The 22,072-nt window shown below is 68.0% G+C and carries 16 protein-coding genes and 4 rRNA genes; 17 read left to right on the top strand and 3 right to left on the bottom strand.

All coding sequences use genetic code 11. The features are described from left to right. Positions 1-49 precede the first annotated feature (49 nt). From rrf (ACN9MM_RS17360) to ACN9MM_RS17305, 12 genes are all read left to right on the top strand, one after another. Positions 50-166, top strand: a 5S ribosomal RNA gene (gene rrf, locus ACN9MM_RS17360). 576 nt (positions 167-742) lie between these two features. Further along, a 16S ribosomal RNA gene (locus ACN9MM_RS17355) occupies positions 743-2,268 on the top strand. Positions 2,269-2,554: 286 nt separating this feature from the next. Beyond that, positions 2,555-5,674 (top strand): 23S ribosomal RNA (locus ACN9MM_RS17350). 84 nt (positions 5,675-5,758) lie between these two features. Beyond that, a 5S ribosomal RNA gene (gene rrf, locus ACN9MM_RS17345) occupies positions 5,759-5,875 on the top strand. The 16S, 23S and 5S rRNA genes sit together here, the layout of an rRNA operon. Positions 5,876-5,942: 67 nt before the next feature. Then, positions 5,943-6,590: an HAD family hydrolase gene (locus ACN9MM_RS17340; RefSeq protein WP_382864108.1), complete on the top strand. Its 648-nt coding sequence runs from the start codon at positions 5,943-5,945 to the stop codon at positions 6,588-6,590. Positions 6,591-6,633: 43 nt separating this feature from the next. Continuing rightward, positions 6,634-7,833, top strand: coding sequence for an MFS transporter (locus tag ACN9MM_RS17335; RefSeq protein WP_426364470.1), 1,200 nt, complete (start codon positions 6,634-6,636; stop codon positions 7,831-7,833). Next, on the top strand, positions 7,802-8,977 hold the full coding sequence (locus ACN9MM_RS17330) for an acetoin utilization protein AcuC (RefSeq protein WP_426364469.1): 1,176 nt from the start codon (positions 7,802-7,804) through the stop codon (positions 8,975-8,977). Before ACN9MM_RS17335 ends, ACN9MM_RS17330 begins: the two co-directional genes overlap by 32 nt. 104 nt (positions 8,978-9,081) lie before the next feature. Beyond that, positions 9,082-9,897 carry a phosphatase gene (locus ACN9MM_RS17325; protein WP_426364468.1) on the top strand — a complete coding sequence of 272 codons (816 nt, stop codon included), beginning with the start codon at positions 9,082-9,084 and terminating at the stop codon, positions 9,895-9,897. Positions 9,898-10,024: 127 nt separating this feature from the next. Further along, positions 10,025-10,234 (top strand): helix-turn-helix domain-containing protein, encoded by a 210-nt coding sequence (locus tag ACN9MM_RS17320; RefSeq protein WP_015034391.1) that lies wholly within the window; start codon positions 10,025-10,027, stop codon positions 10,232-10,234. A gap of 162 nt (positions 10,235-10,396) precedes the next feature. Then, entirely contained in the window at positions 10,397-10,495 is a 99-nt protein-coding gene (locus tag ACN9MM_RS17315; RefSeq protein ID WP_003948845.1) for a 30S ribosomal protein bS22, read from the top strand. A 136-nt stretch (positions 10,496-10,631) separates the two neighbouring features. Next, positions 10,632-11,690, top strand: a complete 1,059-nt coding sequence (locus ACN9MM_RS17310) for an NAD-dependent epimerase/dehydratase family protein (protein ID WP_382864098.1) — start codon at positions 10,632-10,634, stop codon at positions 11,688-11,690. Between the two features lie 15 nt (positions 11,691-11,705). Further along, positions 11,706-12,752, top strand: coding sequence for a lysophospholipid acyltransferase family protein (locus tag ACN9MM_RS17305; RefSeq protein WP_426364467.1), 1,047 nt, complete (start codon positions 11,706-11,708; stop codon positions 12,750-12,752). A 67-nt stretch (positions 12,753-12,819) separates the two neighbouring features. On the opposite strand, the gene ACN9MM_RS17300 is transcribed toward ACN9MM_RS17305, so the two are convergent. The 3 genes from ACN9MM_RS17300 to ACN9MM_RS17290 all read right to left on the bottom strand — a co-directional run bounded on the left by ACN9MM_RS17300 (position 12,820) and on the right by ACN9MM_RS17290 (position 16,543). Continuing rightward, the gene (locus ACN9MM_RS17300; protein ID WP_426364466.1) at positions 12,820-14,067 is read right to left on the bottom strand and encodes a DUF5667 domain-containing protein; all 1,248 of its coding nucleotides are present in this window, start codon (positions 14,065-14,067) and stop codon (positions 12,820-12,822) included. Positions 14,068-14,365: 298 nt separating this feature from the next. Continuing rightward, positions 14,366-15,157 (bottom strand): ECF subfamily RNA polymerase sigma factor, BldN family, encoded by a 792-nt coding sequence (locus ACN9MM_RS17295; RefSeq protein WP_351188926.1) that lies wholly within the window; start codon positions 15,155-15,157, stop codon positions 14,366-14,368. A gap of 438 nt (positions 15,158-15,595) precedes the next feature. Beyond that, positions 15,596-16,543 (bottom strand): HAD family hydrolase, encoded by a 948-nt coding sequence (locus ACN9MM_RS17290; protein WP_426364465.1) that lies wholly within the window; start codon positions 16,541-16,543, stop codon positions 15,596-15,598. A gap of 94 nt (positions 16,544-16,637) precedes the next feature. On the opposite strand from ACN9MM_RS17290, the gene ACN9MM_RS17285 reads away from it, so the two are divergent. The 5 genes from ACN9MM_RS17285 (at position 16,638) to ACN9MM_RS17265 (ending at position 21,988) form a co-directional block, all read left to right on the top strand. Further along, complete coding sequence (locus ACN9MM_RS17285) at positions 16,638-16,916, top strand: glutaredoxin family protein (RefSeq protein WP_426364464.1); 279 nt, start codon at positions 16,638-16,640, stop codon at positions 16,914-16,916. A gap of 272 nt (positions 16,917-17,188) precedes the next feature. Further along, a complete protein-coding gene (locus ACN9MM_RS17280; protein WP_426364463.1) occupies positions 17,189-17,986 on the top strand; it encodes a redox-sensing transcriptional repressor Rex in 798 nt (265 codons plus the stop codon). Next, entirely contained in the window at positions 17,983-19,338 is a 1,356-nt protein-coding gene (locus ACN9MM_RS17275; protein ID WP_426364462.1) for a glutamyl-tRNA reductase, read from the top strand. Before ACN9MM_RS17280 ends, ACN9MM_RS17275 begins: the two co-directional genes overlap by 4 nt. Then, a complete protein-coding gene (hemC, locus tag ACN9MM_RS17270; RefSeq protein WP_426364461.1) occupies positions 19,335-20,321 on the top strand; it encodes a hydroxymethylbilane synthase in 987 nt (328 codons plus the stop codon). Before ACN9MM_RS17275 ends, hemC begins: the two co-directional genes overlap by 4 nt. Beyond that, positions 20,318-21,988: a uroporphyrinogen-III synthase gene (locus ACN9MM_RS17265; protein ID WP_426364460.1), complete on the top strand. Its 1,671-nt coding sequence runs from the start codon at positions 20,318-20,320 to the stop codon at positions 21,986-21,988. Before hemC ends, ACN9MM_RS17265 begins: the two co-directional genes overlap by 4 nt. Positions 21,989-22,072: the final 84 nt, after the last annotated feature.

The raw sequence follows: 22,072 nt of genomic DNA, 5'->3' as shown, positions 1-22,072 counted from the left end.
GTTCTGAAGCAATGAACTCCCTTGCCGGTTGAGTTCAACTTCATAGAGTTTCGGTGGTCATAGCGTTAGGGAAACGCCCGGTTACATTCCGAACCCGGAAGCTAAGCCTTTCAGCGCCGATGGTACTGCAGGGGGGACCCTGTGGGAGAGTAGGACGCCGCCGAACAATCATTGTGGGAAAGCCCCGCACCTTCTGGTGCGGGGCTTTTCTGCGTTCTGGGGCCATTCCGGCCGGCCAGCCCCGCAGGGGCCGGCGCCACGAGCTGCCGGCAGCCCGCCGGAGTGGGAATCGGGACCCGAAACATCTGGTAGAGTCGTAGACGCAGGAAGGGACCGGAGCGCAAGCGAAGGAACCGGAAAGCACCGAGGAAATCAGGACCGAAAGGATCTGATAGAGTCGGAACCGCCGGAAGGGCCCGGAGCGAAAGCGAAAGGGACCGGAAAGCGCCGAGGAAATCGGGTCGGAAAGATCTGATAGAGTCGGAAACGAAGGAAGCGCCCGGAGGGCCTGGAAACAGGAACGAAGGAAGCGTCCGCACCTTGAGAACTCAACAGCGTGCCAAAAATCAACGCCAGATTAGTTGATACCCCGTCCATCTTCGGATGGCGAGGTTCCTTTGAAAGTCCTGCTGGCCCTTGTGGCGAGTAGGCAACATACACAGCGAGGACGCTGTGGACGGTCGGCCATATTCCGGCATGACTGTCCCGCTCAACGCGAGTGTCACCCGATTACGGGTAAACATTCACGGAGAGTTTGATCCTGGCTCAGGACGAACGCTGGCGGCGTGCTTAACACATGCAAGTCGAACGATGAAGCCCTTCGGGGTGGATTAGTGGCGAACGGGTGAGTAACACGTGGGCAATCTGCCCTTCACTCTGGGACAAGCCCTGGAAACGGGGTCTAATACCGGATAACACCGGCTTCCGCATGGGAGCTGGTTAAAAGCTCCGGCGGTGAAGGATGAGCCCGCGGCCTATCAGCTTGTTGGTGGGGTAATGGCCTACCAAGGCGACGACGGGTAGCCGGCCTGAGAGGGCGACCGGCCACACTGGGACTGAGACACGGCCCAGACTCCTACGGGAGGCAGCAGTGGGGAATATTGCACAATGGGCGAAAGCCTGATGCAGCGACGCCGCGTGAGGGATGACGGCCTTCGGGTTGTAAACCTCTTTCAGCAGGGAAGAAGCGAAAGTGACGGTACCTGCAGAAGAAGCGCCGGCTAACTACGTGCCAGCAGCCGCGGTAATACGTAGGGCGCAAGCGTTGTCCGGAATTATTGGGCGTAAAGAGCTCGTAGGCGGCTTGTCACGTCGGGTGTGAAAGCCCGGGGCTTAACCCCGGGTCTGCATCCGATACGGGCAGGCTAGAGTGTGGTAGGGGAGATCGGAATTCCTGGTGTAGCGGTGAAATGCGCAGATATCAGGAGGAACACCGGTGGCGAAGGCGGATCTCTGGGCCATTACTGACGCTGAGGAGCGAAAGCGTGGGGAGCGAACAGGATTAGATACCCTGGTAGTCCACGCCGTAAACGTTGGGAACTAGGTGTTGGCGACATTCCACGTCGTCGGTGCCGCAGCTAACGCATTAAGTTCCCCGCCTGGGGAGTACGGCCGCAAGGCTAAAACTCAAAGGAATTGACGGGGGCCCGCACAAGCAGCGGAGCATGTGGCTTAATTCGACGCAACGCGAAGAACCTTACCAAGGCTTGACATATACCGGAAAGCATTAGAGATAGTGCCCCCCTTGTGGTCGGTATACAGGTGGTGCATGGCTGTCGTCAGCTCGTGTCGTGAGATGTTGGGTTAAGTCCCGCAACGAGCGCAACCCTTGTCCTGTGTTGCCAGCATGCCCTTCGGGGTGATGGGGACTCACAGGAGACCGCCGGGGTCAACTCGGAGGAAGGTGGGGACGACGTCAAGTCATCATGCCCCTTATGTCTTGGGCTGCACACGTGCTACAATGGCCGGTACAAAGAGCTGCGATGCCGCGAGGCGGAGCGAATCTCAAAAAGCCGGTCTCAGTTCGGATTGGGGTCTGCAACTCGACCCCATGAAGTCGGAGTTGCTAGTAATCGCAGATCAGCATTGCTGCGGTGAATACGTTCCCGGGCCTTGTACACACCGCCCGTCACGTCACGAAAGTCGGTAACACCCGAAGCCGGTGGCCCAACCCCTTGTGGGAGGGAGCTGTCGAAGGTGGGACTGGCGATTGGGACGAAGTCGTAACAAGGTAGCCGTACCGGAAGGTGCGGCTGGATCACCTCCTTTCTAAGGAGCACAGTACCGATTGCAGGCAAACGTTCTGCACGGTCAGCTCATGGGTGGAACGTTGATTAGTTGGCACAGTCAGTGACGCGAGATCGTTAGTACTGCTTCGGCGTGGAAAACGGGATTCGAGGAACGGACTGTGCTTGGCACGTTGTTGGGTGTCTGAGGGTACGGCCGTAAGGTTCGTATCTTCGAGGATGCCGGCCCCAGTGAAGCATCGCTTTGGCGGTGTGTGATGGGTGGCTGGTCGTTGTTTGAGAACTACACAGTGGACGCGAGCATCTGTGGCCAAGTTTTTAAGGGCGCACGGTGGATGCCTTGGCACCAGGAACCGATGAAGGACGTGGGAGGCCACGATAGTCCCCGGGGAGCCGTCAACCAGGCTTTGATCCGGGGGTTTCCGAATGGGGAAACCCGGCAGTCGTCATGGGCTGTCACCCATGCCTGAACACATAGGGCATGTGGAGGGAACGAGGGGAAGTGAAACATCTCAGTACCCTCAGGAAGAGAAAACAACCGTGATTCCGGGAGTAGTGGCGAGCGAAACCGGATGAGGCCAAACCGTATGCGTGTGATACCCGGCAGGGGTTGCGCATGCGGGGTTGTGGGATCTCTCTTTCACAGTCTGCCGGCTGTGAGACGAGTCAGAAACCGTATGGATAGGCGAAGGACATGCGAAAGGTCCGGCGTAGAGGGTAAGACCCCCGTAGCTGAAATCTGTACGGCTCGTTTGAGAGACACCCAAGTAGCACGGGGCCCGAGAAATCCCGTGTGAATCTGGCGGGACCACCCGCTAAGCCTAAATATTCCCTGGTGACCGATAGCGGATAGTACCGTGAGGGAATGGTGAAAAGTACCGCGGGAGCGGAGTGAAATAGTACCTGAAACCGTGTGCCTACAAGCCGTGGGAGCGTCGGATACAGCTTGCTGTATCTCGTGACTGCGTGCCTTTTGAAGAATGAGCCTGCGAGTTTGCGGTGTGTTGCGAGGTTAACCCGTGTGGGGAAGCCGTAGCGAAAGCGAGTCCGAATAGGGCGATTCAGTAGCACGCTCAAGACCCGAAGCGGAGTGATCTAGCCATGGGCAGGTTGAAGCGGAGGTAAGACTTCGTGGAGGACCGAACCCACCAGGGTTGAAAACCTGGGGGATGACCTGTGGTTAGGGGTGAAAGGCCAATCAAACTCCGTGATAGCTGGTTCTCCCCGAAATGCATTTAGGTGCAGCGTCGTGTGTTTCTTGCCGGAGGTAGAGCACTGGATAGGCGATGGGCCCTACCGGGTTACTGACCTTAGCCAAACTCCGAATGCCGGTAAGTGAGAGCGCGGCAGTGAGACTGTGGGGGATAAGCTCCATGGTCGAGAGGGAAACAGCCCAGAGCATCGACTAAGGCCCCTAAGCGTACGCTAAGTGGGAAAGGATGTGGAGTCGCAGAGACAACCAGGAGGTTGGCTTAGAAGCAGCCACCCTTGAAAGAGTGCGTAATAGCTCACTGGTCAAGTGATTCCGCGCCGACAATGTAGCGGGGCTCAAGCGTACCGCCGAAGTCGTGTCATTGCAGTACATACCCCCAACGGGGACTGTGATGGGTAGGGGAGCGTCGTGTGCCGGGTGAAGCAGCCGCGGAAGCGAGTTGTGGACGGTTCACGAGTGAGAATGCAGGCATGAGTAGCGATACACACGTGAGAAACGTGTGCGCCGATTGACTAAGGGTTCCTGGGTCAAGCTGATCTGCCCAGGGTAAGTCGGGACCTAAGGCGAGGCCGACAGGCGTAGTCGATGGACAACCGGTTGATATTCCGGTACCCGCTTTGAAACGCCCAATATCGAGCCCATTAATGCTAAGGCCGTGAAGCCGTTCCGGACCCTTCGGGGAAAGGAAAGTGGTGGAGCCGTCGACCCAAGGTGGTAGTAGGTAAGCGATGGGGTGACGCAGGAAGGTAGTCCAGCCCGGGCGGTGGTTGTCCCGGGGTAAGGGTGTAGGGCGTGTGATAGGCAAATCCGTCACGCATTAAGCCTGAGACCTGATGCCGAGCCGATTGTGGTGAAGTGGATGATCCTATGCTGTCGAGAAAAGCCTCTAGCGAGTTTCATGGCGGCCCGTACCCTAAACCGACTCAGGTGGTCAGGTAGAGAATACCGAGGCGTTCGGGTGAACTATGGTTAAGGAACTCGGCAAAATGCCCCCGTAACTTCGGGAGAAGGGGGGCCACGTCTGGTGATCGGATTTACTCCGTGAGCTGGGGGTGGCCGCAGAGACCAGCGAGAAGCGACTGTTTACTAAAAACACAGGTCCGTGCGAAGCCGTAAGGCGATGTATACGGACTGACGCCTGCCCGGTGCTGGAACGTTAAGGGGACCGGTTAGCTCTGTTTCGACAGGGCGAAGCTGAGAACTTAAGCGCCAGTAAACGGCGGTGGTAACTATAACCATCCTAAGGTAGCGAAATTCCTTGTCGGGTAAGTTCCGACCTGCACGAATGGCGTAACGACTTCTCGACTGTCTCAACCATAGGCCCGGTGAAATTGCACTACGAGTAAAGATGCTCGTTTCGCGCAGCAGGACGGAAAGACCCCGGGACCTTTACTACAGTTTGATATTGGTGTTCGGTTCGGCTTGTGTAGGATAGGTGGGAGACTTTGAAGCCGTGACGCCAGTCATGGTGGAGTCGCCGTTGAAATACCACTCTGGTCGTGCTGGATGTCTAACCTCGGTCCGTGATCCGGATCAGGGACAGTGTCTGATGGGTAGTTTAACTGGGGCGGTTGCCTCCCAAAGGGTAACGGAGGCGCCCAAAGGTTCCCTCAGCCTGGTTGGCAATCAGGTGTTGAGTGTAAGTGCACAAGGGAGCTTGACTGTGAGACCGACGGGTCGAGCAGGGACGAAAGTCGGGACTAGTGATCCGGCGGTGGCTTGTGGAAGCGCCGTCGCTCAACGGATAAAAGGTACCCCGGGGATAACAGGCTGATCTTCCCCAAGAGTCCATATCGACGGGATGGTTTGGCACCTCGATGTCGGCTCGTCGCATCCTGGGGCTGGAGTCGGTCCCAAGGGTTGGGCTGTTCGCCCATTAAAGCGGTACGCGAGCTGGGTTTAGAACGTCGTGAGACAGTTCGGTCCCTATCCGCTGTGCGCGTAGGAATATTGAGAAGGGCTGTCCCTAGTACGAGAGGACCGGGACGGACGAACCTCTGGTGTGCCAGTTGTCCTGCCAAGGGCATGGCTGGTTGGCTACGTTCGGGAGGGATAACCGCTGAAAGCATCTAAGCGGGAAGCCTGCTTCGAGATGAGTATTCCCACCTCCTTGAGAGGGTAAGGCTCCCAGTAGACGACTGGGTTGATAGGCCGGATGTGGAAGCCCAGTAATGGGTGGAGCTGACCGGTACTAATAGGCCGAGGGCTTGTCCTCAGTTGCTCGCGTCCACTGTGTTAGTTCTGAAGTAACGAACACGCCCCCCTTTGGGTGGTGCGGCGGTTCATATCTTCATAGAGTTTCGGTGGTCATAGCGTTAGGGAAACGCCCGGTTACATTCCGAACCCGGAAGCTAAGCCTTTCAGCGCCGATGGTACTGCAGGGGGGACCCTGTGGGAGAGTAGGACGCCGCCGAACAATTTTTAGCCTCAACCCCCGGACCATGTCCGGGGGTTGAGGCATTTTTGCGTTCTAGGCTGTGGTCATGCGATACGACTTGGTCATCTTCGACAACGACGGCGTACTCGTGGACAGCGAGCCGATCTCCAACACCCTGCTGGCCGGCTATCTGACGGAGCTCGGGCACCCCACCACGTACGAGGAGTCCGTGCGCGACTACATGGGCTCGGCCATGCACACCATTCATGAGCTCGTCGAGGAGCGGAGCGGGAAGAAGCTGCCCGCGGACTTCGACGATGTCTTTCACGCGCGTGTGTTCGCCGCGTTCCAGGCGGAGTTGGAGGTCGTCGCCGGGGCCGGGGACGTGCTGAAGGGGCTCGCCGCGGCCGGCGTTCCGTACTGTGTGGCCTCCTCCGGGAGCCACGAGCGGATCAGGGTCGGTCACCGGAAGACCGGGCTCGACGTCTGGTTCCGGGACGAGACCATCTTCAGTGCCGAGGACGTCGGCCGGGGCAAGCCGGCGCCGGACCTCTTCCTCCACGCGGCCGAGCGGATGGGTGTCGCGCCCGAGCGGTGCGTGGTGGTCGAGGACAGCGGGCCCGGGGTGCAGGCCGCCCTGGCCGCCGGGATGGACGTCTACGGGTTCACCGCGATGACGCCGGAGGCCAAGCTCACCGGGGCCAAGGGCTTCTTCAGGAGGATGGACGAGCTTCCCGCGATTTTGGGGATGTGATCCATCTACCCAGCGGTAGTTTCCGGCCGTACGCTGTGCCGCCATGACGGATGCACGTGTGCGGCGTGGGCGGGGATCCCTGGCGGTCAGTTTCTTCGTGCAGGGGGTCACCTTCGCCCTGCTCGTGACTCGGATACCGGCGATCCAGGACCAGTACGGGATCTCGGACGGGCTGCTGCCGGCCTTCCTGGCGGCGGTCCCGATCCTGGCGGGTGTGGCGAGTGTGGTGACCGAGAAGGTCGTCGCCAGGGTCGGGCCGGCGCTGGTGCTGCGGTGGGCGCAGCCCTTCGTGCTGCTGGCCCTCCTCGCCGTGGGCCTGGGGTCCGAGCTGTGGCACGCCGCGATCGCCCTGGGGCTGTTCGGTCTCGCCGTGGGCGCCCTGGACGCGTCCATGAACATGCTGGGCGTGAGTCTGCAGCGGGCGTACGGGCGGAGCATCATGCTCGGTTTCCACGCCTCGTACAGCCTCGGCGGGATCGCGGGGGCCTCGCTGGCCTGGGTGGGGGCGCACTGGCACCTGTCGCTGTTCGTCTCGTACCTGCCGGTGGTGGCCGTGCTGCTGCCCGTGGTGTTCGTCGGCAGCCGGTGGTACGTGGCCGGTGGGGAGCAGGCGGCGGACGAGGCGGCGGAGGGCAAGGGCGGCGGTGTGGTCTTCAAGCTGCTGCTGCCGCTCTGCCTCGTGATGACGTTCGCGTACATCGGGGACTCGACCGTCTCCAACTGGAGTGCCAAGTACCTTCAGGACGTGCTCGGCAGCTCGGAGGAGCTGGCGACCGTGCCGTACAACGCGTACATGGTGACGACGCTGCTCGGGCGGGCCGTCGGGGACTTCGGGGTGCGGCGGTTCGGGGCCGTCCTGGTCGTCCGGGCGGGTGCGGTGCTCGCGGGGCTCGGGTTCGCCGCGGTCGCGGTGTCCCAGGGCGCCTGGGCGGGGATCGCCGGGTTCACGGTGCTCGGGCTCGGGCTGAGCGTGATCGTGCCGCAGACCTTCGCCGCTGCGGGGCGGCTGTTCCCGGGGGCCAGTGACGCGGCGGTCGCGCGGCTCAACGTCTTCAACTACGTCGGGTTCCTCGTGGGGTCCCCGCTCGTGGGGGCTCTCGGGGACGCGTGGAGCTATCGGGGGGCCATGCTGGTGCCGATGGTGCTGGTGCTCGTCACGGTGGTGTACGCCACGTCGTTCGGTTCGCGCGAGGCCCGATACGGTGGCGGGCATGAGCGGCCGCGCACTGTTGATGTGGGATGAAGCTGTCACGCAGTACGACTTCGGGTCCGAGCATCCGATGGATCCGGTCCGGCTCGCGCTGACGATGTCGCTGGTGCGGGCCTACGGCCTGGACCGGGCGGTGGACGTGGTGGTGGCGAAGCCGGCCGGGGACTCGACGCTGCGGCTGGTGCACCGCGAGGACTATGTGGCGGCGGTGCGGGCGGCCTCGGCGGATCCGCGCCACGCGGACCAGGCGTACGGGCTCGGCACGGTCGACGATCCGGCGTTCGCGGGGATGCACGAGGTGTCGGCGCTGATCGCCGGGCAGTCGGTGGGCGCGGCGGAGGCGGTCTGGCGGGGGGAGGCCGCGCACGCGGTGAACTTCGCCGGGGGGCTGCACCACGCCATGCCGGGGGCCGCCTCGGGTTTCTGCATCTACAACGACGCCTCGCTGGCGATCGCCCGGCTGCTCGAACTCGGTGCGGAGCGGGTCGCGTACGTGGACGTGGACGTGCACCACGGGGACGGGGTGCAGGCGGCGTTCTGGGAGGACCCGCGGGTACTGACGGTCTCGCTGCACGAGCATCCGCGGACGCTGTTCCCGCAGACGGGCTGGCCCGAGGAGACGGGCGCGTCGGGGGCCGGTGAGGGCGGGGCGGTGAACGTGGCGCTGCCGGCCGGGACGGGGGACGCGGGGTGGCTGCGGGCGTTCCACGCGGTCGTTCCGGAGCTCCTCGCGGACTTCCGGCCGCAGGTGCTCGTGACGCAGCACGGGGCGGACACGCACTTCGAGGATCCGCTGGCGCACCTGGCGGTGTCGCTGGACGCGCAGCGGGCGGTCCAGGAGGCCTGTCACGAGCTCGCGCACGCGCACGCGGAGGGGCGCTGGCTGGCGCTCGGCGGCGGCGGGTACGCGGTGGTGGACGTCGTACCGCGGTCGTGGACGCATCTGGTGGGGATCGCGGCGCACGCTCCGGTGGATCCGGAGTCGGTGATCCCGGCGTCCTGGCGGGACGAGGTGTACGCGCGGACCCGGCAGTTGGGGCCGGCGCGGATGACGGACGGGCGGTGGCCGGTGGGCTTCCGGGACTGGGCCGGGGGGTACGACCCGGCGGACCGGCTCGACCAGGCGGTGCTGGCGACGCGGAAGGCGGCCTTCCCGCTGCGGGGGCTGCTGGCCTAGGGCGGCCCGGCCCTTCTGGAACGTCTTCCCGGGCGTTACGCCGACTGTGGGGTGTCCGGGAGGTTTGGATCCCGGGGTGGTGGTGTTCCGGCAGCATCGGGTGGGTGTTGAGTACCGGGGCGCTGCGGGCGCATCTGTTGGCGGCGGGGTTGGCGGGCAGGGTGGCGACCTCGCGGGAGGAGAACCTGCGGAGCTATCGGCTCTTCGCCGCGCGTGATCCGCGGGTGCTGCTCGGGCTGGACCCCGCGTGGGGGTGGGACGAGGCCGGTCTGCTGCGGCTGATGGCCGACAAGTGCGGGGTGTCGGGGGATCCGGCGCACAGGTCGGGGCCGGACGTCATCGATCCGGAGCGTACGGTGCGGGGGCTCGACGCCTTCGCGGCGCGGCTGGGGGCGGCGGCGGCGCGGCGGGTTCCGGTGCTTCTCGGTACGGGTCATCCGCATCGTCTGCTCGGTTTCTACGTCGCTCTCGCAGACGCCTTGTCGGCGGCGGGATGTCTTGTCCTCACACCGGCGCAGGGGCGATGTGTCGACATAACGACCCGGTTCGGCGTACGTACGTACCTCCTGGACTACGTACGCGGGGTCGCGCTGGTACGGGAACCCGGGCCGTCCGGGGAGGGGCGTGTGCGGGGGGCGCACACCCACTCGCCGCTGCCGGTTAGGGCCGCTCTGGAGAGCGCGGCGGACGGCGGCGGGCCGCTGCCGGAGCTCGTGGTGGGGGACCACGGATGGGTCTGCGGGGCAGGTCAGCTGGGTATCGAGGCCATCGGTCTGGCCGATACGGATGATCCTGCGCTGTTCGTCGGTGAGGCGGAGGGGCAGGTGTCGGTGGCCGTTCCGCTTGATGACGGGGTGCGCTCCGCCTCGTACCTCCCGCTGACGCGCTATGTACTCAATCGAGCGTGTCTGTCACGGTAAACGGCCGATGGCAGCTCCTCTTCCCCACTCGTACCACCCGCCCCTAGTCTGGAGAGTGAGCGCTCGGCGACGAAGAGTCACCGGAGGGGAAGCCGGTGGGCGTCGCGGCGGAAGGTACAGGTGGGTCATGGCTGCTGGCGAACGACCTCTCAACGAGGTCAAGTTTCTGACCGTGGCGGAAGTCGCCTCGGTGATGCGCGTCTCGAAGATGACCGTGTACCGCTTGGTGCACAGCGGTCATCTGCCGGCGATCCGGGTGGGCAGGTCCTTCCGGGTGCCGGAACAGGCGGTTCACGAGTACCTGCGGGAGTCCTTCGTGGGGGTGGGGACCGCGTAGCGAGCGCGCGGCCGTCGAAGCCGGAGCCCTGAACGGCCCTCGGAGTACGAGCCCGGTCCTCGGGACGGTAGGCTAGGCCGACGTAGGTCGTGTGGGCCCAGACGCCCCGCACCGATCCCCGCCGGGAGGCGGGGATGTTCCGAGAAGTGAGCGAGGGTAGTCGTGGGCTCTGTTATCAAGAAGCGGCGCAAGCGGATGGCGAAGAAGAAGCACCGCAAGCTGCTCAAGCGCACGCGCGTTCAGCGTCGCAACAAGAAGTAAGGCGACAGCTGCTTCGCAGCGTTCTGCATCAGGCGTGGCCCTTCACCGTTCGCGGTGGAGGGCCACGCTTTTATCCCGTGGAAATCTCTAGGCGCTACGGTGGCGACCAACGGAAGACGGACGGAAGGCGCTGATCTTGGGCAAGGTCGTGCTCGTCACCGGTGCCGCCCGGCATCTCGGCGGCCGCTTCGTGCGGCGGATCCAGCGGGATCCGGAGGTGGAGCGGGTGATCGCGGTGGACGCGGTCGACCCCGCGCACCAGCTCGGCGCCGCCGAGTTCGTACGGGCGGACATCCGCCGCCCCGAGATCGCGAAGGTCCTCGCCGAGCACGACGTCGACACGGTGGTCCATCTGGACGTCACCGGTACGGCGCTCGGCGGCGGCGGCCGGACGTCGGTCAAGGAGACCAACGTCATCGGCACCATGCAGCTGCTCGGCGCCTGCCAGAAGTCGCCGCGGATCGGCCGGCTCGTCATCAAGTCCAGTACGAGCGTCTACGGCTCCGCGCCCCGCGACCCGGCCGTCTTCACCGAGACGACGCCCGCGAAGTCCCTGCCGAGCGGAGGCTTCGCGAAGGACGCCGTCGAGGTCGAGGGGTACGTCCGGGGCTTCGCCCGGCGCCGGCCGGACGTGGCGGTGTGCGTGCTGCGGTTCGCGAACATCCTCGGGCCCCGGATCGACTCCCCGCTCGCCGAGTACCTGGCGCTGCCGGTGCTGCCGACCGTCCTGGGCTACGACCCCCGGCTCCAGTTCGTCCACGAGGACGACGTCGTCGACGTCCTGCGCCTGGCGGCGCACGAGCCCCGCAGGGCGACCCAGAACAGCGGCACCTTCAACGTGGCCGGGGACGGTGTCCTGCTGCTCTCCCAGTGCGCGCGGCGGCTCGGGCGGCCGACGGTGCCGGTGCTGCTGCCCGCGGTCACCTGGGTGGGCACGGCGCTGCGCACGGTCGGGGTCACCGACTTCGCGCCCGAGCAGATCCGGCTGCTCACGCACGGCCGGGTCGTCTCGACGGTCCAGACGCGGGAGGTCCTCGGCTTCTCGCCCCGCTACTCGACGGCGGAGGCGCTCGCCGACTTCGCGCGGGGCCGCGGGCCGGGGCTGCTGCCGCCCGAGCTGCTCGCCGGGGCGGTGGACCGGCTCGCCGGGCGGCTCGGCACCCCTGACGCTTCCCCCCTTCACCACGGCGCCTGAGGAGACCCGACTGCGATGGCGGACGCCAAGGTCATTCCGTTCGACGACGACCGCTCACGGGCCCGCCGGCGGCCCGCCAGGGCCGAGGGCGAGGCGGCGGCCGTACGGGCCCTGCCGGGGCCCAAGGAGGCCCCGGGGGAGCCCGGGGCGCAGGAGAGGGCGTCCGGGTCTCCCGGGCCTTCAGTGACGGCCCCCGAACCGGGGCCGGCCGCGGGTGGCCCGAGCGGCTGGGAGCGGCGGCTCGCGGGCGGGCTCGCGTTCCTGCGGCGGCGGGTCACCGGAGAGTACGAGGTCGACGAGTTCGGCTACGACGAGGAGCTCACCGACCAGGTCCTGATGTCGATGCTGCGCCCGCTGTACGAGAAGTACTTCCGGGTGGAGGTGAAGGGCGTCGAGAACATCCCGGCCGAGGGCGGGGCGCTGATCGTCGCCAACCACTCCGGGACGCTGCCGCTGGACGGGCTGATGATGCAGGTCGCCGTCCACGACCATCACCCGGCCGGGCGGCATCTGCGGCTGCTCGCGGCGGACCTCGTCTTCGTGCTGCCCGTCGTCAACGAGCTGGCCCGCAAGGCGGGGCACACGCTGGCCTGTGCCGAGGACGCGGAGCGGCTGCTGCGCGCCGGCGAGATCGTCGGGGTGATGCCGGAGGGCTTCAAGGGGATCGGGAAGCCGTTCGGGGAGCGGTACAAGCTCCAGCGGTTCGGTCGGGGCGGGTTCGTGTCGACGGCGCTGCGGGCCGGGGTGCCGATCGTGCCCTGCTCGATCGTGGGCGCGGAGGAGATATACCCGATGCTCGGGAACGCCAAGACCCTGGCGCGGGTGCTCGGGTTCCCGTACTTCCCGCTCACTCCGACCTTCCCCTGGCTGGGGCCGCTCGGGGCGCTGCCGCTGCCGACGAAGTGGACGATCCAGTTCGGCGAGCCGATCCCGACGGACTCGTACGCGCCGGAGGCGGCGGAGGACCCGATGCTGATGTTCAACCTGACGGATCAGGTGCGGGAGCAGATCCAGCACACGCTCTACAAGCTGCTGGTGCAGCGCCGGTCGGTGTTCTTCTGACCGTCGCCGCGACCGCGGGAAGCGAAGAAGGGGCGCCCCCCGTCCGTGGGGGCGCCCCTTCTTCGTGTCAGCGAGCGTCCTCGCTGTCGATGCCGAGGCCCGGTAGCAGGCCCGGCAGGAGTGGCGGAAGGGTCACGTCGGGCATGTCCGGGGTCGGCTGATCCTCGGTGGGTGCCGTCGGTGTGCCCGTCGGGGAGGGCTTGAGCAGTCCGCCGGCGCCGCCGCCGAGGAGGCCGTCGTCCTCGGGCGAGCCCGAGCCGCTGCCCGTGCTCGGGGTGGTTCCCGTGCTGGGCCCGGACGGGTGGGGCGAGGCCGAGTGGCTGCCCGGAGGCGAGGACTCCCGGCCGGTCTGCGGGTGCTGGGTACCCGTGCCCTGGGTGGTTCCCGGGATGCGGGGCCCGCTGCTCGGCCCCGTGGAGCCGACCGCGCCCCTCTCGGGGGTGCGGGGCAGCACCGACTGGAGCGGCTCGACGTCTTCGTCTATGGCGTCGAAGACGTCCGTCACCTCGCTGCCGACGTCCGCCAGTTGGACGGGGAGCCGGTCGCGGAGGCCGTTCCAGGTGTCCCGGTGGGCCTGGGCGAAGGAGTTGAGCCGGGCCATCGGACCGATCTCGCCGTCCCGCTCGTACGCCTCGTGGAGCAGCCGGTGGCCCTCGGCGGCGTCGTGCTTCATCCCGCCCAGGACGCGGCGGATCTCGGCGAGGGACTCGTGGTCGAGCTCCCCGGCGCGGCCGCGTTCCATGAGCCTGCGGGCTTCGCTCAGGCGCGTGGAGGCCTGGTCGAGGTAGATGCCGCCGCGGTCCGCGTCGTCGTCCGCCATGCCCAGCTTGATGTCCTCCATGCCCCGCTTCAGCCCGTAGAGCGAGTCACCGGGGAGGGCGTCGGAGCTGGCGGCGGCCACTCCGCCGAAGGCGCCCGCCGCCACGCCGACCGTGAGGCCGCCGGCGGCGAGGCCCTTGGTCCAGCGGGACCGCGGGCGCAGTTTCCGGAGCGGGGACGCCCGGTGGGCTCCCTTGCCGGTGGACGTCCGCTGCTCCGGAACCGTAGGGCTCGCGCCGGCGCCCCCTTCCATGAGCATCGCTTCCATGGCGGCGACGAGCTGGGCTCGCTGCACCACCTTGACCTCGGGGTCGAGCTGTGGCTTGGGCAGCTCGCCGAGGCCGTTCGCCAAGGCCAACAGCCGTCCGGGTTCGGCGGGTTCGGCCGGTTCCGCCGGGGCCTCGGGCTGCTCGGCCGCCGCGTCCTCGGACGCCCGGTCCTCCAGGGCCTGGGCGAAGGCGTTCGCCCGCCGGTGCGCCGATACGTTCGCGATCACTGGCGGCACCTCCTCTCGTCATGACGGTCGACTCCCCGGGGTGTCCGGAAGGTTGCACACCTTGAGCGCATCCACACGAAAGAGTGAGTGGCTGCGGGCATGGCGTGACCACAGGGAGCCTGCATCCCGCACAACGAGCGGCGCGGCACTTGGGTTACGCGCGAAAGATGATCGGACCAGTGCGTCATCGGGGCGTCACCGACTGTGAGTTGGGCAGGGGTCGTGGGGACGTGGGGGGAAAGGGGGGCCTGGGGGCGCGGACCGGGGCAGGGGAGCGCGTGTGGGGGGCGCGGAGCGGTCAGCGGGCGTCGTCCGGAAGGAGGCGGGCGAGGGTGCGGACGGCCCGGTACTGGAGGGTCTTGATCGCCCCCTCGTTCTTGCCCATGACCCGGGCGGTCTCGGCGACCGAGAGGCCCTGCAGGAAACGCAGGGTCACGCACTCCTGCTGCTGGGGGTTGAGGCGGCGGACCGCGTCGAGGAGTGCGGCGTTGGAGAGGGACTCCAGGACGGAGTCCTCGGGGCTGCGCTCGACCTCGTTGGCGTCGAGCATCTCGCCGGTGGTGACTTCGAGCCGGAAGCGGCTGGACTTGAAGTGGTCCGCGACCAGGTTCCGCGCGATGGTGACCAGCCAGGCGCCGAAGTCGCGGCCCTGCCAGGTGAAGGTGGAGATCCGGCGCAGGGCGCGCAGGAACGTCTCGCTGGTGAGGTCCTCCGCCGTCGCCTTCCCGCCGACGCGGTAGTAGATGTAGCGGTAGACGGTGTCGCTGTACTGGTCGTACAGGCGCCCGAAGGCCTCGGCCTCGCCCGCCTGGGCGCGCTCGACGAGGTCCATCATGCGGGCGCTGTCGCTGTCGGCGGTGGGGCGGCGGGCGGTCGTCGAGGTTCCGGAGCCGGAGCGGGCGCCCCGTCTGCTCACGGCGGCGCCGCCGTCGGCCAGGGCGTAGCAAGGGCCGGCGGGTGCCGGTGCGGCGAAGGCGAAGGCGGGGACAGGGCCGGCGTACGCGGTGGGGACGAAGCCGCGCAAGTGGTCGAGGACCGTTGCGCGCAGCGTAGCCAGGCCCGAGGTGTCAACCCCGACGTGTGGGTACACGGGACTCCCAGAGGCAGAGCTTCCATCACGTGCAGTGCGGGACCGTTCACCCGTCGTGGCGACGTGAGGGGTCCTTTGTGCGTCTGAGGAGAATAACGCTTCGTACAGGCAGCGCTACACCCAGTTGCTCAAATCACCGGTTCCGTCGTATCTGTTACTGCTTGTAGTCGCATCAAGGCACAGTTCGTGACCGGTTGTTGATCGCTTTGCTTTCGAGTGTGACTGCGCGGGCGATGCGTTGTGCTCAAGTGCGGGACCGGTGAGTGATCGGGGCCGCTGCGGGGTAAGGAGCCCGGAATGCCTGGTAGTCGACCTGTGCGGTGCTGTTCGACCACGGACGGGTGAGCGCGCCTGGTCCGGGGTTGTCGCAGATGATCGCAGCCGAAACGTATCGGCAGGACGGCGGCGAGCCGGAGTGCGTGACCTCCGGGCGGCGCGTCAGTGGCGGCGGCGGTGCAGGGCGACCGCGGCGGCGGTGCCGCCGGCCAGCGCGCCCAGACCCGCGGCGGCGGGGATGCCGACCTTGGCGGCCTTGCGGCCGGTCCGGTAGTCGCGCAGCCGCCAGTCCCGGTCCTTCGCGTGCCTGCGGAGCTTGGCGTCCGGGTTGATCGCGTACGGGTGTCCCACCAGCGACAGCATCGGGATGTCGTTGTGCGAGTCGCTGTACGCGGCACAGCGGCCCAGGTCCAGGCCCTCGGCGGCGGCGAGGGCCCGTACCGCCTCGGCCTTGGCCGGTCCGTGCAGGGGCTCGCCGACCAGCTTGCCCGTGTAGACGCCGTCCACCGACTCGGCGACCGTGCCCAGCGCGCCGGTCAGGCCGAGGCGGCGGGCGATGATCGTGGCCGTCTCGACCGGGGCGGCCGTGACCAGCCAGACCTTCTGGCCGGCATCCAGGTGCGCCTGGGCGAGGCCGCGGGTCCCGGGCCAGATGCGGTCGGCCATGTACTCGTCGTAGATCTCCTCGCCGATCGACATCAGCTCGGAGACCCGGTGGCCCTTCACGATGGACAGGGCGCTGTCGCGCGCGTCCTGCATGTGCTCGGGGTCCTCGACTCCGGCGAGCCGGAACCAGGCCTGCTGCCAGGCGAAGCGCGCGAGTTCACGGCGCTGGAAGAACTTCCGCTTGTACAGGCCGCGGCCGAAGTGGAAGATCGCGGCGCCCTGCATCACGGTGTTGTCGAGGTCGAAGAAGGCCGCCGCCCGGACGTCGCCCACAACCGGGAACTCGGGCTCGGCGGCCTCGGTCTCGGCGGCGGCGGTCTCCTCGCGCTCCTGTTCCAGCTGGAGCGAGGACTTGCGCGCCGCCTCGGCGGCGGCCTCGCCTGCCAGGACGCTGCGCGCGGTTGCGGAGCGCCTACGGGGGGTGAGCCATCCCAGAGCGGCCATGTCGTTGAGCATAGCCAGTCTGTTCGGTACTTCCCGACTTGTGAGGATGCCGTGGTGTGAACAGTGGGGTGCTCCACTGTTACCTGGCGCCAGAATGGACGCCATGTTCGGACGTACGAAGAAGAGGGACGCCGCGTCGCGCACGGTGACGCTGATCGGCAAGCCGGGATGCCATCTCTGCGACGACGCGCGCGCGGTGGTCGCAGCCGTGTGCGCGGAGACCGGAGCATCCTGGGAGGAGAAGGACATCACCCGGGACGAGGAGCTCCACCGGGCGTACTGGGAACAGATTCCCGTGGTCCTGATCGACGGTGAACAGCACACCTTCTGGCGCGTCGACGCCGGCCGGCTCCGGCGCGAACTGGGTGCCTGACCGAAAGGCGGTTACCATCATGGACGTTTTGTTGGGTTTCGGGGGCGGCGTCGTGAGGAGAGTGTGCGGCTTTGCCCCCTTCGGGTTCTCAACGCGCTGACGCTCTCCGCGGTTCCGGGACGATACGAACCGGCCGCGTGACCCCGGTCACTTTGGGCAGACAAAACGGACACCATCTTTGTGCACGCGTTCACAAAGACATAGCCTGCATTCGACGGGGCGGTCTTGTGACATACGGCCGCCTGCAGCCCCGCTCATCCCGCAGGAGCACCGTGGCAACTGGCCGAACTCACCGACCGGCGACCCGTAGCCGAGGAATTCCCGAGGCCACCGTCGCCCGGCTTCCGCTGTATCTGCGCGCACTCACCGCGCTCTCGGAGCGCTCCGTACCCACGGTCTCCTCCGAGGAGCTCGCGGCCGCGGCGGGGGTCAACTCCGCGAAGCTGCGCAAGGACTTCAGCTACCTCGGCTCGTACGGCACCCGTGGTGTCGGCTACGACGTCGAGTACCTCGTCTACCAGATCTCCCGTGAGCTGGGGCTCACCCAGGACTGGCCCGTCGTCATCGTCGGCATCGGAAACCTCGGCGCCGCCCTCGCGGGCTACGGCGGCTTCGCCTCCCGCGGCTTCCGCGTCGCCGCGCTCATCGACGCCGATCCCGCCATGACCGGCAAGCCGGTCGCCGGGATCCCCGTCCAGCACAGCGACGACCTCGAGAAGATCATCAGCGAGGACGGCGTCTCCATCGGCGTCATCGCGACCCCCGCCGGCGTCGCCCAGCAGGTCTGCGACCGGCTCGTGGCCGCCGGAGTCACCTCCATCCTGAACTTCGCCCCGACGGTGCTCTCCGTGCCCGACGGCGTGGACGTGCGCAAGGTCGACCTCTCCATCGAGCTGCAGATCCTCGCCTTCCACGAGCAGCGCAAGGCCGGCGAGGACGCGAGCGCCGAGGAAGGCCCCGACGCGGGCGCCGACACCTCCGCCGTCGCACCCCCGGCCCCGCGTGGCGCCACGGGCGGCACCGGCCGCAAGGGACCCGACGGGGACGTCCCCGCGGTGATGCCGGCATGAGCCTCCTCGTCGTCGGGCTGAGCCACCGCAGCGCCCCGGTCTCCATCCTGGAGCGGGCCTCGCTGTCGGCGGACACCCAGGCCAAGCTCCTCCAGGACACCCTCGCCGCCGAACCGGCCGCCGAGGCCACCGTCCTCGCCACCTGCAACCGCATCGAGCTCTACGCCGACGTGGACAAGTTCCACGCCGGGGTCGCCGAGCTGTCCACGCTCCTCGCGCAGCACAGCGGCGTCGGCCTGGACGAGCTCACTCCTTATCTCTATGTGCACTACGAGGACCGGGCCGTCCACCACCTCTTCTCGGTGGCCTGCGGCCTCGACTCCATGGTCGTCGGCGAGGGCCAGATCCTCGGCCAGATCAAGGACACCCTCGCCCTCGGCCAGGACCTCCACACCGCCGGCCGGCTCCTCAACGACCTGTTCCAGCAGGCCCTGAGGGTCGGCAAGCGTGCCCACAGCGAGACCGGGATCGACCGGGCCGGGCAGTCGCTCGTCACCTTCGGCCTGGAGCAGCTCGCCCAGGACACGGATGTCGAGACCTGGGCCAAGGGCAAGCGCGCCCTCGTCATCGGCGCCGGCTCCATGTCCTCGCTCGCCGCCGCCACGCTCGCGCGCTCCGGCGTCTCCGAGATCGTCATCGCCAACCGCACCCTGGCCCGCGCCGAGCGGCTCGCCCAGATCCTGGGGGAGCCCGGCGGCACGGGAGTGGCCGCACGCGCGGTCGAGATGGTTGCCGTCGGCGACGAACTGACACGTGCCGACGTCGTCGTCTCCTGCACCGGCGCCACCGGACTCGTCCTCACCGGCGAGGCCGTCGAGGACGCCGCACGGGGACGCCGCGCCCCGCTCTTCCTCCTCGACCTCGCCATGCCCCGCGACATCGACGCCGCCGCCCACCGCATCCCCGGTGTCCGGCTCGTCGACATCGAGTCGCTCGCCGAGGCCTCCGCCGACGCCCCCATGGCCGCCGACGTCGACCAGGTCCGGGGCATCGTCTCCGACGAGGTCGCCGCCTTCGGCGCCGCCCAGCGCGCCGCCCACATCACCCCGACCGTCGTCGCCCTGCGCACGATGGCCGCCGAAGTGGTCGCCGGCGAGGTCGCCCGGCTCGAAGGCCGCCTCCCCGACCTCGACGACAAGCAGCGCGCCGAGATCACCCAGACCGTGCGACGCGTGGTCGACAAGCTCCTGCACGCGCCGACCGTGCGGGTCAAGCAGCTGGCCAGCGAGCCCGGCGGCGCCGGGTACGCGGACGCGCTGCGGACACTCTTCGACCTCGACCCGGAGACGGTGGCTTCTGTCAGCCGGGCCGACCTGAATGACGCCGACGTCAAGAACCGAGGGCGAGTATGACCGAGAGGGCACTGAGGCTCGGGACCAGGCGCAGCAAGCTCGCCATGGCCCAGTCCGGGCACGTGGCCGACGCCGTCCGGCAGCTGACCGGCCGGCCCGTCGAGCTCGTGGAGATCACGACGTACGGGGACACCTCCCGGGAGCACCTGGCGCAGATCGGCGGCACCGGCGTCTTCGTCGCCGCGCTCCGCGACGCGCTGATCGCCGGCGAGGTGGACTTCGCCGTGCACTCCCTGAAGGACCTGCCGACCACACAGCACCCCGACCTGGTGCTGGCCGCGATCCCGCGCCGCGAGGACCCGCGCGACGTACTGATCGCCCGCGAGGGCCTGACGCTGGACCGGCTGCCCCGGGGCGCCCGGGTCGGCACCGGCTCCCCGCGGCGGATGGCGCAGCTCCACGCGTACGCACGCAACCACGGCCTGGACATCACGTGCGTCCCCATCCGCGGCAACGTCGACACCCGCGTCGGCTACGTCCGCAAGGGCGAGCTGGACGCGGTCGTCCTGGCCGCGGCCGGACTCAACCGCATCGGCGGGACCGACGAGCTCCTCGGCGGCCTGTCCGCCGAGCCGCTGGCCGTCGACACCGTCCTGCCCGCCCCCGGCCAGGGCGCCCTGGCCGTCGAATGCCTGGCGTCGAACACCGAACTCGTCGCCGCGCTCGCGCCGCTCGACGACCCGCACACGCGGGCCGCCGTGACGGCCGAGCGATCCCTGCTCGCCGCCCTGGAGGCCGGCTGCTCCGCACCTGTGGGTGCGCTGGCCGACCTGCTGGCCGACGACCCCGGTCACGGGCAGGTTGTCACCGAAATGCGCCTGCGCGGCGTCGTCGGCACCACCGACGGCTCGACGCTGGTGCAGCTGTCCACCACCGGTCCCGTACCCACCTCGCACGACGAGGCGATGGCGCTCGGACGCGAACTCGCGGACGAGATGCTCGCCAAGGGTGCGGCTGGTCTTATGGGGGAGCGAGCACTTTGAACCCCACCCGCCCGACCACAAGTCCTGTGTCCCCGGCCTTCACCGGCCACGGGCACGTCACGTTCCTCGGCGCAGGTCCGGGCGACCCCGGACTGCTGACCCTCAGGGCCGTCGAGGCCCTCTCGGGAGCGGACGTCCTGATCGCCGAGCCGGAGGTGCTCGAGGTCGTTCGCGGCCATGCGCGCGCGGGGGTGAGCACGCCTGAGCTGACGGTTGTTGACGAGGCGTCAACAACCGCCGGAGTCCCCGTGTTGAGGGATGCCGCCAATCTTGTCATGGAGGCCGCGAGGGGCGGCAGGCGGGTCGTCCGTGCGGTGACGGGCGACCCCGGACTCGACGGGAACGCGGGAGCCGAGATGCTCGCCTGCGCCGCCGAGGGCATCCCCTTCGAGGTCGTCCCCGGCGTCGCCACCGCCGTCGGCGTGCCCGCGTACGCCGGTGTGCCCCTGCGCGACGCCCAGGGCACCGACGTGCGCTTCGTCGACGCCCGCACCGCCGACGAGCGGTGCTGGTCCGAGGTCGGCGCGTCCGACGGCACCGTCGTCGTCTCCACGTCCCTGGACTCGGTCGCCGCGGCGGCCGGTGAGCTGGTGGCGGCTGGCCGTAAGCCGGACACCCCGCTCACCGTGACCATCGCCGGTACGACCACGCGCCAGCGCACCTGGAACGCGACGCTCGGCACCATCGCCCAGGTCTTCAAGCAGGGCAAGGTCCTCCCCTCCCCCGAGGGACACCGGCCGGTCATAGCCGTGGTCGGCGAGCGCAGCGCCCCGGCGCAGCGGGACCAGCTGTCGTGGTTCGAGTCGAAGCCGCTCTTCGGGTGGCGGGTCCTCGTGCCGCGCACCAAGGAGCAGGCCGCGTCGCTCTCCGACCAGCTGCGCTCGTACGGCGCGGTGCCGCACGAGGTGCCGACCATCGCCGTCGAGCCGCCGCGGACCCCCCAGCAGATGGAGCGGGCGGTCAAGGGGCTCGTCACCGGACGGTACGAGTGGATCGCCTTCACGTCGGTGAACGCGGTCAAGGCCGTACGGGAGAAGTTCGAGGAGTACGGGCTCGACGCCCGCGCCTTCGCCGGGATCAAGGTCGCGGCGGTGGGCGAGCAGACCGCCGCGGCGCTGGTCGACTTCGGTGTGAAGCCGGACCTCGTGCCCTCGGGCGAGCAGTCCGCGGCCGGCCTCCTCGAGGACTGGCCGCCCTACGACCCGGTCTTCGACCCGATCGACCGCGTCTTCCTGCCGCGCGCCGACATCGCGACCGAGACGCTCGTCGCGGGGCTCATCGAGCTCGGGTGGGAGGTCGACGACGTCACCGCCTACCGGACCGTACGGGCCTCGCCGCCGCCGGCGGACACCCGCGAGGCGATCAAGGGCGGCGGGTTCGACGCGGTTCTCTTCACGTCGTCCTCCACCGTGCGGAACCTCGTCGGCATCGCCGGCAAGCCGCACAACGTGACCGTGATCGCCTGCATCGGGCCCGCCACGGCGAAGACCGCCGAGGAGCACGGGCTGCGGGTCGACGTCCTCTCGCCCGAACCCTCCGTCCACAAGCTCGCCGAGGCACTGGCGGACTTCGGCCTGCGGCGCCGGGAGTCGGCGCTGGAGGCGGGGGATCCGGTGACTCGGCCGTCGGAGCGGCGGCCGGGGGCGCGGAGGCGTCGCACGACGTAGCGGTTTCGATCCTGCCGCGCGGGGCGCGGGTCCGTCTCCGACGGGCCCGCGCCCCGCGCGTTTCGGATCGGAGAGGGCAAGTGG

The organism is Streptomyces sp. E-08 (assembly GCF_049913095.1).
GTDB lineage: Bacteria > Actinomycetota > Actinomycetes > Streptomycetales > Streptomycetaceae > Streptomyces.
The sequence above is the reverse complement of the archived record's forward strand: the minus strand, read 5'-3'. Positions and strand labels throughout refer to the sequence as shown.